The organism is Herbaspirillum rhizosphaerae, assembly GCF_046025915.1.
Taxonomy (GTDB): domain Bacteria; phylum Pseudomonadota; class Gammaproteobacteria; order Burkholderiales; family Burkholderiaceae_D; genus Herbaspirillum; species Herbaspirillum rhizosphaerae_A.
Window position 1 is genome coordinate 126,369 of record NZ_JAQQFR010000008.1, and the last position, 13,068, is coordinate 139,436.

Annotated in this window: 10 protein-coding genes; 5 read left to right on the forward strand and 5 right to left on the reverse strand. The window is 56.7% G+C overall.

Features of this window, described 5'->3' with window-relative positions; genetic code table 11:
* The first annotated feature begins 67 nt into the window (after positions 1–67).
* A complete protein-coding gene (gene plsY / locus PQR63_RS13690; RefSeq protein WP_408168444.1) occupies positions 68–676 on the forward strand; it encodes a glycerol-3-phosphate 1-O-acyltransferase PlsY in 609 nt (202 codons plus the stop codon).
* A gap of 102 nt (positions 677–778) precedes the next feature.
* Here the strand turns inward: plsY and tsaD are convergent, their stop codons facing one another.
* Positions 779–1,810: a tRNA (adenosine(37)-N6)-threonylcarbamoyltransferase complex transferase subunit TsaD gene (tsaD, locus tag PQR63_RS13695; protein ID WP_408168445.1), complete on the reverse strand. Its 1,032-nt coding sequence runs from the start codon at positions 1,808–1,810 to the stop codon at positions 779–781.
* 158 nt (positions 1,811–1,968) lie between these two features.
* Here tsaD and ybiB point away from each other — a divergent pair, with 158 nt between their 5' ends.
* Entirely contained in the window at positions 1,969–2,943 is a 975-nt protein-coding gene (gene ybiB / locus PQR63_RS13700; RefSeq protein WP_408168446.1) for a DNA-binding protein YbiB, read from the forward strand.
* Positions 2,944–3,098: 155 nt separating this feature from the next.
* On the opposite strand, the gene PQR63_RS13705 is transcribed toward ybiB, so the two are convergent.
* Positions 3,099–3,527: an XRE family transcriptional regulator gene (locus PQR63_RS13705; protein WP_408168447.1), complete on the reverse strand. Its 429-nt coding sequence runs from the start codon at positions 3,525–3,527 to the stop codon at positions 3,099–3,101.
* Positions 3,528–4,195: 668 nt separating this feature from the next.
* Here PQR63_RS13705 and PQR63_RS13710 point away from each other — a divergent pair.
* A complete protein-coding gene (locus PQR63_RS13710) occupies positions 4,196–6,256 on the forward strand; it encodes a putative bifunctional diguanylate cyclase/phosphodiesterase (protein WP_408168448.1) in 2,061 nt (686 codons plus the stop codon).
* Here the strand turns inward: PQR63_RS13710 and PQR63_RS13715 are convergent.
* From PQR63_RS13715 to PQR63_RS13725, 3 genes are all read right to left on the reverse strand, one after another.
* On the reverse strand, positions 6,253–7,635 hold the full coding sequence (locus PQR63_RS13715; RefSeq protein ID WP_408168449.1) for an MATE family efflux transporter: 1,383 nt from the start codon (positions 7,633–7,635) through the stop codon (positions 6,253–6,255). The two genes, PQR63_RS13710 and PQR63_RS13715, sit on opposite strands and share 4 nt — an antisense overlap.
* 155 nt (positions 7,636–7,790) lie before the next feature.
* Complete coding sequence (locus PQR63_RS13720) at positions 7,791–9,509, reverse strand: ArnT family glycosyltransferase (protein ID WP_408168451.1); 1,719 nt, start codon at positions 9,507–9,509, stop codon at positions 7,791–7,793.
* A gap of 242 nt (positions 9,510–9,751) precedes the next feature.
* Positions 9,752–10,021 carry a type B 50S ribosomal protein L31 gene (locus PQR63_RS13725; RefSeq protein WP_007876624.1) on the reverse strand — a complete coding sequence of 90 codons (270 nt, stop codon included), beginning with the start codon at positions 10,019–10,021 and terminating at the stop codon, positions 9,752–9,754.
* 552 nt (positions 10,022–10,573) lie between these two features.
* On the opposite strand from PQR63_RS13725, the gene kynU reads away from it, so the two are divergent.
* Positions 10,574–11,809 carry a kynureninase gene (gene kynU / locus PQR63_RS13730; protein WP_408168452.1) on the forward strand — a complete coding sequence of 412 codons (1,236 nt, stop codon included), beginning with the start codon at positions 10,574–10,576 and terminating at the stop codon, positions 11,807–11,809.
* A 158-nt stretch (positions 11,810–11,967) separates the two neighbouring features.
* Complete coding sequence (locus tag PQR63_RS13735) at positions 11,968–12,999, forward strand: porin (RefSeq protein ID WP_408168453.1); 1,032 nt, start codon at positions 11,968–11,970, stop codon at positions 12,997–12,999.
* Positions 13,000–13,068: the final 69 nt, after the last annotated feature.

Sequence of the window (13,068 nt, forward strand, 5' to 3'; positions counted from 1 at the left end):
GCCGCTGCATCGCAGAAGCGGTATCAGTAAGAAAACAAGACAGAACAAAAGAGTAAAAGAGGAACCAATGAATACAGTGCTGTTTACGATTGCCGCCTACCTGATCGGCTCCATTTCCTTTGCCGTGGTGGTGAGCAAAGCCTTCGGCTTGTCCGATCCGCGCACCTATGGTTCCAAGAATCCCGGCGCCACCAACGTCCTGCGCAGCGGCAACAAGAAAGCCGCCGTACTGACCCTGATCGGCGATGGTTTCAAAGGCTGGCTGGCAGTCTGGTTGGCGATGAAATTCGGTCCACAATACGGCATCGACGACACGGGTATCGCACTGGTGACGATTGCCGTTTTCCTCGGTCACCTGTGGCCGGTGTTCTTTCGTTTCGTCGGCGGCAAGGGTGTGGCAACGGCGCTGGGAATCCTGCTTGCGCTGAACGTCTGGCTCGGCGTAGCGACATTGGTGACCTGGCTGGTGATTGCCTATGCCTTCCGTTATTCCTCGTTGGCCGCGTTGATCGCCAGCGTGTTTGCGCCGTTCTACTACGGCCTGTTGTTTGGCAGCGCCGACGGTATCTTGTTGGCGGTGCTGGCGATGAGTGCCTTGCTGATTTATCGCCATCGCAAGAACATCAGCAATCTGCTGGCCGGCAAAGAAAGCAAGATCGGTTCAAAGAAGAAATAACTACATTGCCGACATTCTTCGGCAAGACGTTAAAAAGCCCGGTACAGTGAACTGACCGGGCTTTTTCATGCAAGCAGAATCAGCGAGAGTGCTTGATTCGTTTTAGGCGGTATTCCGTAACTCATCCAGCGGCCAGCGCGGCCGCACGCTGAAGGAGTACTTGCGCTTGGCGGCTTCGGGATGTTCTTGCAAACGCATCGCACCGGCGAAGGCAATCATCGCGCCGTTGTCGGTGCAGAACTCCAGCTCCGGATAAAACACCTGATAACGGCGTTTTGCTGCCGCTGCGTTCAAGCCTTCGCGCAATTGCTTGTTGGCGCCGACACCGCCGGCAATGACCAGGCGCTTCATGCCGGTGTGCTTGAGCGCATTCATGCACTTGGCGACCAGCACATCGACGATGGCGTCAACGAAGGCGCGCGCGATGTTGGCTTTGTCCTGTTCGCAGATGTTGGTGGTCTGATTCTTGACGACCGTCAGCACTGCCGTCTTGAGACCGGAGAAGCTGAAGTCGAAATTCTTGGAGTGCAGCATCGGGCGCGGCAGTTGATAGACGCCAGGGTCGCCGAACTCCGCCAATCGCGAAATTGCCGGTCCACCGGGATAGCTAAGGCCGAGCAGCTTTGCCGATTTGTCGAAGGCCTCGCCGGCAGCGTCGTCGAGTGTTTCGCCGAGCAATTCATATTGGCCCACGCCGTCCACACGCATCAATTGTGTGTGACCACCGGAAACCAGCAAGGCGACAAACGGGAATTCTGGCGGATTGGACGACAGCAATGGCGACAGCAAATGCCCTTCAAGGTGATGCACGCCGACGACCGGCTTGTCCAGGGATAGCCCCAGCCCGCAAGCCACCGAAGCGCCGACCAGCAATGCACCTGCCAGGCCTGGGCCTTGTGTGTAGGCGATGGCGTCGATATCACTGTGTGCGATGCCGCTTTTTTCGAATACCTGTTTCAGCAAGGGAATGGCGCGACGCACGTGATCGCGCGAGGCCAGCTCGGGGACGACACCGCCGTATTCTTGATGCATCGCGATTTGCGAATGCAGGGCGTGGGCGAGCAGGCCTTTTTGCGTGTCGTATAACGCCAGGCCGGTTTCATCACAGGAAGATTCAACACCGAGAACTATCATTGCAGCAGGGGAAACAGTGAGAACGCGAATACGTCCGAAGGCGCTATTGTAAAGGAAAGGTGCTTGCTGCCCCTGCGGCGCACAAGTCGCCGGGCTTGGTGTACCCTTGCGCACATGAAAAACGGCAGTAACGACAGAATAATGGACGAGAGTAAATCATGACGGATTCAAAGGACACAGGCGTAGAAATGCTCGCGGCAGCCCGCTTCATCAAAGAGATCGGCCGCGGCAAGGATGGTGCGCGCAGCTTGTCGCGCGACGATGCTGCGATGTTGTACGGCGCAATGCTGGACGGCCGCGTCAGCGATCTCGAGCTGGGTGCCATCTTGCTGTCCATGCGCGTAAAGGGCGAGTCGGTGGAAGAAATCGCCGGCTTCCTCGATGCGTCTGAAGTCTCATTCACACCGCTGCAGGCACCGCCAGGAAAATACGCGCCCGTCGTCATCCCGAGTTACAACGGCTCGCGCCACATGGCCAACCTGACGCCGTTGCTGGCGTTGTTGCTCGCGCGTGAGGGTGTGCCCGTGCTCATGCATGGCGTCACGCACGATCCACAGCGCGTCACCAGCGCAGAGATTTTCGAAGCGCTCGGCATTCACCATGCCAACGACGTCGATGCGGCGCAAGCTGCATTGGCGCGCGGCGAGCCGACCTTCATGCCGATCCAGTCGCTGGCGCCAAAGATGGCACGCCTGTTGGCGATGCGCCGGGTGCTGGGCGTGCGCAATTCGACGCATACGCTGGTCAAGATCATGCAGCCTTTCGTCGGCCCGGCATTGCGGCTGACGTCCTATACCCATCCAGAATATCTGGAAATGCTGGCAAAGTATTTTGTCACTGCCGCTCCGCAGGCGCGTGGCGATGCTTTCCTGATGCGTGGTACGGAAGGCGAGACCGTCGCCAATGCGCGCCGTGCGCAACAGATCGACTGGTTTCACGCCGGTGAGCGGACCTTGCTGGTGGAGAAACAAAAAGTGGCGGAAGAAATTCCGGATCTGCCGGAAGGCCGCGATGCACAGGCAACCGCACAATGGATCAAGGCCGTGTTGGCGGGACAGAAATCCGTTCCCGAGGCGATTGTGGAGCAGGTGGAGCATTGCGTAGCTGTTGCGGCAGAGATTGCTGCAAGGTAAGCCTGCCTGAGGCCGCTAAGCAAGATAAGAACGAGCAAGTGAAATGCACTCACTGAACGAGATGACTTGCCCACTCGTATCGCGTGTTATCGATTTTCTTGCTGAATAACTATTCAGTTATGACGATAGCACTCAAGAAACGACGGACGTAAAAATCAGACCTTGGTTTTGGTGATGACCTTTGGTGTCACCGTAGCAGCCACTTGCGCGAAGGCAAAAATGACTTCCTTGACGATCTTGCGTTGTGGTGCGGGAAGATTGATGAAGGCTTCGAAAGCCTCCCGCTCGCGGTAGCCGATTGCCTCTTCCCAGCGGGCGCGGCGCTTGTCGATGCGTTTGCCGATCTCTTCGCCGAAGCGCAGATGTTGCGGCGTGACAATAAGCCATTCGGCAAGCGTTTCCAGCTTGTCCTGATTGGGCATTGACTCACCGAGAAGCCAGCGACGCACACCGTGCAGCGTCATCGGTTTTCCCCAATAGCGCAAATTGAACTCGCGTTCGAGGACGGCAGGCTTAGGCTCATATCCCGCTTTTTCCATCGAGGCGCGCAGTCGTTTTGCAAATTTTTCGTTCGCGTTTTCCATGACTGGAAGTTACTGCCTGGCAGTTAAAAATTGGGTACGTTTGCGTTTCTGAATAATTACGCGAAGGATGTGACTTGTAATCAACTCTGCAAATCGCAGCGTCGTTTTGCTTATCTTGTCTTATTTTCAACTTGACTGATAGATAACAATTGTAACGTGTCTGAATCTACCAACATGATGCCCAGCAAGACTTTCAGGCCGGTAACCAACTTTTCCGTATGGCAGTTTTTCGACAAGCTACCAAGACGTATGTAACCTCGATTCATGTCGAGAAGCAATTAAAAGAAATTTGAGAGATTGTTAAAATATTCAGTTAACTCTTTAGGCATAAAACCTCGGTGAAGAAGCCGGGCTTTTTTAGTGCAGACAGGCTAGAATAGGCGCGGATAAAGGGATTGCGCCGATCGTCGCGAATGAATAATGAGCAAACGACGATGATAAAAGCGGGCGCAAAAAATAATCAGCGCATTTTGAAGGGGTTGACGACGCCTTCTCTCGGCTCCGGCTTTGCCTTGTTTTAAATATTTAAAAATCTCATAGCTGCCTTTCACGCGCAGGCTGGGATCACACGGCGTTCGATGTTGTTGTGAATGATTGAGTTTCGCTTCTCGAAATTCATTTCGTAATTTGCAGTTTGAAACGGAAAATGCAGACGGATTTTTCAGATCATGGCTGGCTCCTATAACCTCTTGCTGATTTGTTTTTCACTATTCGTTGCGACGCTGGCTTCGTACACAGTATTGGAAATCGCTGAACGCATCGCATCCCAGGAAACCACGCGCTATCGGCGCATGTGGCTGGGCGGCGGAGCGTTGGTGTTCGGCGTCGGCATCTGGGCTGCGCACTTCACGGGCATGCTGGCGTTCCAGTTGCCGATCAATGTCGGCTACAACGCTGTCCTCACCACGCTGTCGCTGCTACTGTGCGTCGCGCTGTCGTTCTATCTCTTGCATCGATCCACACAGCGCCGTCTGCGCTGGCCGCGCATGCTGGCCGACGGCGTCGTCCTTGGCGCGGGCATGGCGCTGGTGCACTACCTGGGCATGCACTCCATGCAGATCACGCCGGCGGTGCGTTATATGCCGTGGCTGGAGTCCTTGTCGGTGTTGCTGTCGATCAGCGTGGCGGTGCTCAACATCTGGGTTATCTACACACTCAATGCGCGCAAGAGCGACCATTTCTGGAAGCGCGTCACCATGGCTGCGGTGCTGGGTCTCGGCATCTTCTTCATGCATGGACTGAATATCGCCGCGGCGCATTTTTCGCCGGACAGCATCAGCAGTACCTACGGCAATATGGATCGCGACAATCTGATGAGCGTCGTGCTGCTCGGTACTTTGTTCGTGCTGATTGCCGCATTGATTTTCAGTGGTGCCCAAAAGACCAAGCTGCTTAAAAAGATCGTCGGGCGCACCAATGACAAGCTGCTGCATTTCGCCACGCACGATGTGCTGACGGGTTTGCCCAATCGTGCTTTGCTGGCTGAACGCATTCAGCATGCGATTCACGTGTCCAAGCGCAGCGGTCTGTCGTTTGCGGTGCTGTTCATGGATCTGGATGGTTTCAAGGCGATCAACGACTCGCTCGGCCATGCGGTCGGTGACGGTTTGCTGATTGCGGTCGGTCAGCGTATCCGCGCCTGTATTCGTGGTGAAGACATGGTGTCGCGCATTGGTGGCGATGAGTTCGTCGTGGTGATGAGCAACCTCGCCACGCCGGAAGTGGTGGAGAATCTGGCCGAGAATGTTCTCAGCGTGTTGCGTCAGGATTTTCGCGTCGACGAAGCAACCTTGCGCGTGACATCGAGTATCGGCATCGCGGTGTACCCGAACAGCGGCGAGACCGTCGATGCGTTGATGAAAAACGCTGACGCCGCGATGTACGAGGCCAAACAAAATGGCCGCAATACTTACCGCTTCTTTGAACCCGCCATGCATGCCAGCGCGATGCGCCATCTGACTATTCGTCACGCCTTGCAGCAGGCGGTGGAACACAACCAGTTGTCGCTGCATTTCCAACCCAAATTCGAAGGCCGGCAGCGCACGCTCACAGGAGTGGAAGCGTTGCTGCGCTGGGATCATCCCGAGCTGGGCAGTATGAGTCCGACCGAATTCATTCCGATCGCTGAGCGTTCAGGGCAGATCATACCGATTGGCGACTGGGTCTTGCGCGAGGTGTGCGCGCAGATAGTACGATGGGATGCGGAAGGGCGGCCGCCGGTGAAGGTGGCGCTGAATCTGTCGCCGCTGCAGATGCGTCCTGATCTGGTTGATAGCGTCACCGCGATTGTCGGGCAAGCCGGCATTGCGCCGCAACGCCTGATGTTCGAGATCACGGAAACGGCCGCGATGAAAAATGTCGAAAAGTCCGCACGCATCATCACCGATCTGCAGGCGCTGGGTTTTGATATTGCCATTGATGATTTCGGCGCCGGGTATTCCAGCCTCGCTTACCTTCAACAATTCCACTGTCGCCAGATCAAGATCGATCGTTTTTTTACCTCTCGTCTTGATCAGGGTGGCGACTCGGGGCCCGCCATCGTATCGGCGATCATCGCGCTGGCGCATGCCTTGAATATGGAAGTCGTAGCCGAAGGAGTGGAAACCGAAGCGCAACTCGAGGCGCTGCAAAAACTCAACTGCGATCAGGTGCAGGGCTTCTTGCTGGGTCGACCGGCAGCGGCGGTCGACATGCAGCAATTGCTGGGGCCGGGACGCGCTTTCGCCTAAGGGTTTGCGGAGATGCTTGCCTGGTCGGTGGCGATGCGTCGTTGCACCACCCGCAGATACCAGATCAGGAAGAATGCGACTACGCCCAGACTGGCGCTGTTACCCAGCCAAAAGCCTGCTGCGCCATGCAGCCAGGACGGAGAAAATCCGAATGGGTCCAGACCCAGTACGTAACCGCCGCCAAGCCCCACACCCCATAATGCCACCGCATAAATCACAGTCGGGATTACTGCCACCTTGTACGCGCGCAGCACGAATGCGGTCGTTACCTGCAATGAGTCGAACAACTGATAGAACGCGATGAACAGAAACAAAGGTAACGCCGACGCGATGATCACCTCATCCGGCGTATAGGCGCGGAGGATGTCTTTACGCGCAAACCATACGATCACGCCGATGAGTACGGACAGGACTGCCGACAGGCGAATACCGGCGCGGGAAATGGTCTTGGCCATGCGCCAGTCGCGCGCGCCGATGGCTTGCGCCACTAATGTTCCGGTGGCGTTGGCCAGCGACAGCGGCAGCATGTAGAGCACGGTGCCGACGTTGGCGGTGATCTGATGCCCGGCCACAGCCACGGCGCCCAGACGCGCGATAAAGATAGCCATCAGCGTAAAGGCGGTGACTTCGATGAAGTAGCTCAGACCCATCGGGATACCCAGCTTCAGCAGGCTGCGTTGCGCTGACCATTGTGGTTTGATGAAGCCGCTGCCGAAGACCTTCAGTTCGCGATAGATCGGCGCCTTGCGCACCAGCATCCAGCCGGTCAGCAGCATCAGCCACGCAATCAGGCTGGTGGCGATGGCGCAGCCTGGACCGCCGAACGCCGGCAAGCCGAGTCCGCCGAAGATGAACCAGGCATTGAGCGGGATCTTCAACAGCAACGCGCCGATCTGAATCGCCATGACCATCTTCGGCCGAGCGATCGCCGTATTGAGCGCCGCATAGACGCGAAATCCCAGCGTGGCAGGCAAGGCCAGTGCTTCGATGCGCAGGTAGAGCGTGGCCTTTTCGGCCAGCTCCGGTGAGGCTTGTGCAAAGGACAAAAAAGCAGGGGAGAACAGCAGCACCAGGCAACCGATGCAGCTCAGGAAAAACGCCAGCCATAAACCTTGCTTCACTTCACGGCCGATATCTTCCAGCCGGCGCGCGCCGTAGAGCTGGCCGATGATCGGCAACAGCGCCTGCAACACGCCCGACAAGCCGACAAAGACGCTCACGTAGATGGATACGCCCAGCGCCAGCGCCGCCAGATCCATCGCCGAAAAGCGCGACACCATGGCGGTATCGATCACGCCGTTGGCAATCAGTGCCAACTGGCCGATCAGGATGGGCCAGGCCAGCGAGGCAATGCGGAAGGTATGGAAGCGTTGAGTCATGCGGATAAATGATCAACGCAGGCTTCGTGCGGAAGCCTGCGTTCTCTTTTCTTTCTATTCTCTTTTGAGTTGACGGCAGCAGGGACGTCGGTACGAACGTCTGATCAATCTGACCACTGCGCAGCAGACGGTGTTCTGCTGCGCGCTGCCCTCAATTATCGCCCAATGCGGCGATACAGGCGGAAGCGCTCATCGCGGTCGGACGGACGGCGGCCTTCCCACAGCAATTGCCAGTTGCCTTGATACTGGCGCAACATCTGTTCGGCATTCTGATTATCGATGCTGTCTTGCAGCAGCAGGAAGTCGCAGCGCATGTCGGGACGGTCTTCAAAGCGCACATGGCCGAAGTACGCGAACGACGCGCGTTGCGCCGGTCCGACGTTGGATTCCACGCATTGCTTTACCGCCGACATCTTCTCTTCGATCTGTTGCGCAACACCGGCGTAGCTCTTGCCGTAGTTGACCCAAGGCAGCCACAAGGTCATCAACAGCACCCAGCACAGCACCACGCCACCTGATGACAGCACCACGGCGCGCCACAGCACCGACGGGCGGCGCGAGATGCGCCAATGCACGAGCAAGATCCAGAAAATGGTCGTCAGGATCGCAACCGTCAGCGCAATCATGTTGAAGCCGGGCTGATAGCCAGGCGCCAGCTTGTAGGCGTTCTTTGCTATCTGTGCCGGCCAGCCGGTTTCCTTGGCGATCCAGCCGATCCAGATGAAGGCCGCGCAGGTGGTCAGCGTCATCACCGAGAACCAGTCTACCGCGTTGATGGCGCCGCGTTTCATGGTCGGCAAGCCGAAGGCCGCGAGGATGGCCAGCGCCGGCAACAGCGGCAGCAGGATGCCTTCTTCGCTGTGCACGTTCAGTAGCACCAGCAGGGTCAATGGGATGAAGAACGCCAGCGGCAGCGAGATATGCAGCGAATGCGGCTGGCGGCGCCACGCGTAGACGGCCCATCCGGCAAACGGCCAGGCCGGCCAGGCGAACCACACACCGTATTTGAGGAAGAATTTCAGCGAGGCCATGGTCGGCCAGTTCAACTGATAGATGTTCCAGCTCAGCCAGGTAGAAAATTGCGCACCGGCTTCAGGCAACAACGCATTGATCGTCAATACCCAGATCACGCAGATTGCCAGCGCTACCGGCAGCGCCACGCCCAGCAAGGATTTAAAAACGGGACGGTAATAGAGTCCGGAAAGCACCAGCAAGCCGATCAGCAAGCCGCTCGGCAGCAACCAGCCATGGGCCAGGACCAGTAGGCCGAGCACCGCACCCAGCGACAGCGCCTGATGCACTTTATTCGTATCGAACACGCGCACCGAGCTGTACAACGCATAGGAGACCAGTGCGATTTGCATGGTCTTGGCGCTGGTTTCATGGCTATGCAGCAGCAAGCCGAGAAAACCGAGATAAATCAGGAAAGCGCCATCGGCCAGCGTACGGCCGAAATCGCGCGGTTCCGGTTGGCCGCCAAAGGCCAGTTTGAGCGGTTGCGCTTCGTTGCGGCGGCCCAGCAGATAGGTGGCGTACCAGATCGACAGCGAGCCGATCAGGAAGCAGCCTACAGTCGAGATACGCGCCGCCAGCGGATCGCCGAGCAGCCAGCCGAACAGCTTGATGCAGATCGCCCCAAACCAGTAAGCCAGCGGGCTTTCGGCAGGCATCGCCATGCCCGCGATATTCGGCGCCAGCCAATCCATCAGATTGCCGTGCGCCATGGTCCACATGATGCCGAAACTGGCGGCGTCATCGTTCTTCCACGGGTCGCGGCCGATCAGGCCCGGCAGGATATAGAGCAGGCCGAGAGCGAGCAGGCCCCAGCGAGGCAGTGCATTGGTCGCAGCGGCAGGGAGACGGACTGGCTTCATCAAGGTGTTATTGCTCTTGTTTAGTTTTGGTGCACTGTTGGAGTGCAAATTCAGGGTATCGTTTTGTCGACAACTTTGCAGGCGATATTGTGCAGCAAAACCCTGTTAAAAGTTGTATTTGACCGTAACGGCCTTAGGGGCGAATAGATGCTGGCTGAGGCAGATGAGACAGTTCCCCGTCACGTGGCGGGCAAAAAACAAAAAAGGCAGCCTGAGCTGCCTTTTTTGACATCGTGCAGAGATTACTCTGCAGCGACGGCAGTCTTGGAACCGACTGTACCGAATTTTTGGCGGAACTTTTCAACGCGGCCAGCGGTGTCAACGATCTTGTGCTTGCCGGTGTAGAACGGGTGCGATTCGGAAGAAACTTCAATCTTCACGAGTGGGTATTCTTTACCTTCGAATTCGGCCTTTTCGCGTGTGCCGATAGTCGAACGGGTGATGAACTTGAAGTCGTTCGAAACGTCGTGGAACAGAACTTCGCGGTAATCCGGGTGAATGCCTTGTTTCATTTTTTGCCTTAAAAATTAATGGTAGCCAATCATCACTTCGTCGGTCGTCTTGCTTCTTGACCCGATTGTCGATCACTTGCCGGGGGTGAAAAGTCCGAAATTATACAATTAAATCATAGGTTTGCATAGATTGGCTTTGGCCCTGAACGGCTTTGACCGGGCTCCGGCGTTGTTTTGCGCCGATTGCTCTGCTTTTTGGCTTCAAACGCGAGTCAGTCTGTGGCCCAAATGCTTTATCATTCAGCGCCCATGCGGCTTACGGGGCGACTGCTTCATTGTTGGGCAGACAACAGGCGAGCTTGGCCGGGATAGTCGCTATATGTATCTGCCTATAAATTAACGGAATAACAGACGCACAATTATTCATTTTCGCTTATCCCCCCGTCACTTCATACTGAGCCGCATGTAGTCAGGCTGGCTTAAGCAGCACGGACAGCGGCTCCAGCCGGTAAAAACAAAAAAGACAGAGAACAGAGCAAGACCCGTGCTGACGCTCGTTATTACGCGTTATCACACGTGATCGTGCAGATATTTTTAGATTTGGGAATCAATATGGTAACAAGACAGGACTGTATTACGCTGGACCAGCAAGATGCGCTGGCCGCATGCCGCGACAAGTTTGCATTGCCGGAAGGTGAAATCTATCTCGACGGCAACTCGTTGGGCGCCATGCCCAGGCACTTGCCGGCGCGCATGCAGGAAGTCATGGTCAAGGAATGGGGTAACGGCCTGATCCGCTCCTGGAACGACGCCAACTGGATCGACCTGCCCAAGCGCGTAGCCGGCCAAGTTGCACGCCTTATCGGCGCCGGCAAGGATGAAGTCATGGTCGCCGACTCCACCTCGGTCAATCTGTACAAGGCGCTGGTCGCCGCTGTCCGTCTGAATCCGGCACGCAAGGTCATCCTCAGCGAGCGCGGCAATTTCCCGACTGATCTCTATATCGCTCAGGGCGTGGCTGAAATCTTCAATCTCGAGATCCGTTATGTCGATTCGACCCCGGAACCCGTGCTCGCGGGTCTCGACGACAGCGTCGCGGTGGTGATGCTGACCCATGTCAACTACCGCACCGGTCAGATCTATCCGATGCAGGAAATCACCGCCAAGGCACACGCCGTTGGCGCATTAGCCTTGTGGGATCTGGCGCACAGCGCCGGCGCGGTGGAAGTTGACCTCAATGCGGCCAAGGCCGACATGGCGGTTGGCTGCGGTTACAAATATCTGAACGGCGGCCCTGGCGCACCAGCGTTTGTGTTCGTCGCGGAACGTCACCACAAGGACATGCGCCAGCCGTTGTCCGGTTGGCATGGTCACGTACGTCCTTTCGAATTCGTGCTCGGCTACGAGCCGGCACCAGGCATCGAAAGCATGCAATGCGGCACGCCGCCGCTGCTGTCGATGCTGTCGCTGGAATCGGCGCTGGAGATTTTCGATGGCGTCGAGATGAGCGCGCTGCGCAAGAAGAGCGTCGCCCTGACCGAACTGTTCATCAAGCTCGTCGACGAAAAGCTCTCGCCCTACAAATTCGGTCTGGCCTCGCCACGCGACTCTGCTGTGCGCGGCAGCCAAGTGTCGCTGACACATGAGCAAGGCTACGCCATCGTACAAGCGCTGATCGCGCGCGGCATCACCGGTGATTTCCGCATGCCGAACATTTTGCGTTTCGGTTTCACGCCGCTGTACGTCAGCTTTGCCAACGTCTACGACACGGCGCAGGCAATCGCCGAAATCATGGAAAGCGGCGAATGGAATCAGGACAAATTCCTCACCAAGAAGGCAGTGACCTGATCAATATTTTGTAGTTCTTAAGTCCAGTTTGGCGCGCCCGTGCAGACAGCGGGCGCTACCCGGTTGTCCCCAATTGTTTCGTTAGAAAACGATGGGAATTAACGCTCTCGAGATAGAAATAAATCGCAGTGGGTAAAAATTAACAGGGAGGAGTAGTGATGAAACTCAAAGGTGCAGTTGCGTCCGCGTTGTTGTTGGCGGGTGCAGGTGGAATGGCGCATGCCGCCGACGGCGTAAAGATTTCCGGCTTCGTCGATATCAATCTGGAGCATTTGTCGACGCCGAAGAACAGCGTCAATCGTATTTCCAGCGGTGGCCTCAATGCATCGCGCCTCGTCTTCAGCGGCGATGAAGATCTGGGGGGTGGCAGCAAGGCCTTCTTTACGCACGAAATGCAATTCTCCGCCGACAATGGCACCGGTCCTACGCCGCGCCAATCCTTCGTTGGTCTCAGCGGTTCCTGGGGTACGATTTCCATGGGCCGTCAGAATACGCCTTCGTACTGGATCGCCGGTTATGCTGATCCGAGCTGGTCGGCCGACTACAGTATCGTCAGCAATATGCAGTTCTTCTACGCGCCGTATCGCGAGAATAACTCGTTGGCCTACAACACACCACGCGTGGGCGGTTTCATGGGCCGCTTCATGGTCACTGCCGGTCAGGAAGACGGCACCAGCAACGGCCGCTACGTCAGTACCGCCGTTGAATATCGCGAAGGCCCCTTGTTCGCCGGCGCCGTCAGCGACCTGAAGTACAACAAGAATGTCTTCGGTTCCAACATCCTGAGCTCGCGCGATAACTACTTTGCCCTGGCGTACCGCTTTGGTTCGTTCGAGCCTACCTTCATCTATCACACCTACAATGGTTACTACGCCTACCCACCGTATGTCGGCTTCAACGCCAGCGGCTGGGATGCACAAGCCGGCATGCGTTGGCAGATCACCGATCGCCATCGCGTCTTTGCCAGTTTCGTGGTCAAGAAGGATGACAAGAACGTCGCCATGTCGGATGCCAAAGGCATGCTGCTCGGCTACGGTTACAACCTGTCCAAGCGCACCGACCTGTACGCCAACTACGGCCGCATCAACGTGAAGAACAACACGACTGTGGCGTATCCGATGACCTTCAATACCAGTACTTCGCCGGCGCCAAACAGCGGTATCCAATTGGGTATCCGTCACGCGTTCTGAAGTCCTGAAGTTTTACGTCTGACAGGCGGTAAAAAGGAGCCGGCGCAAGCCGGCTCCCACCAGATTCAA

Excerpts from the sequence above, each read along its gene's own strand:
- plsY (WP_408168444.1), top strand. The coding sequence starts at position 68 with ATGAATACAGTGCTGTTTACGATTGCCGCCTACCTGATCGGCTCCATT.
- tsaD (WP_408168445.1), bottom strand. The coding sequence starts at position 1,810 with ATGATAGTTCTCGGTGTTGAATCTTCCTGTGATGAAACCGGCCTGGCG.
- ybiB (WP_408168446.1), top strand. The coding sequence starts at position 1,969 with ATGACGGATTCAAAGGACACAGGCGTAGAAATGCTCGCGGCAGCCCGC.
- PQR63_RS13705 (WP_408168447.1), bottom strand. The coding sequence starts at position 3,527 with ATGGAAAACGCGAACGAAAAATTTGCAAAACGACTGCGCGCCTCGATG.
- PQR63_RS13710 (WP_408168448.1), top strand. The coding sequence starts at position 4,196 with ATGGCTGGCTCCTATAACCTCTTGCTGATTTGTTTTTCACTATTCGTT.
- PQR63_RS13715 (WP_408168449.1), bottom strand. The coding sequence starts at position 7,635 with ATGACTCAACGCTTCCATACCTTCCGCATTGCCTCGCTGGCCTGGCCC.
- PQR63_RS13720 (WP_408168451.1), bottom strand. The coding sequence starts at position 9,509 with ATGAAGCCAGTCCGTCTCCCTGCCGCTGCGACCAATGCACTGCCTCGC.
- PQR63_RS13725 (WP_007876624.1), bottom strand. The coding sequence starts at position 10,021 with ATGAAACAAGGCATTCACCCGGATTACCGCGAAGTTCTGTTCCACGAC.
- kynU (WP_408168452.1), top strand. The coding sequence starts at position 10,574 with ATGGTAACAAGACAGGACTGTATTACGCTGGACCAGCAAGATGCGCTG.
- PQR63_RS13735 (WP_408168453.1), top strand. The coding sequence starts at position 11,968 with ATGAAACTCAAAGGTGCAGTTGCGTCCGCGTTGTTGTTGGCGGGTGCA.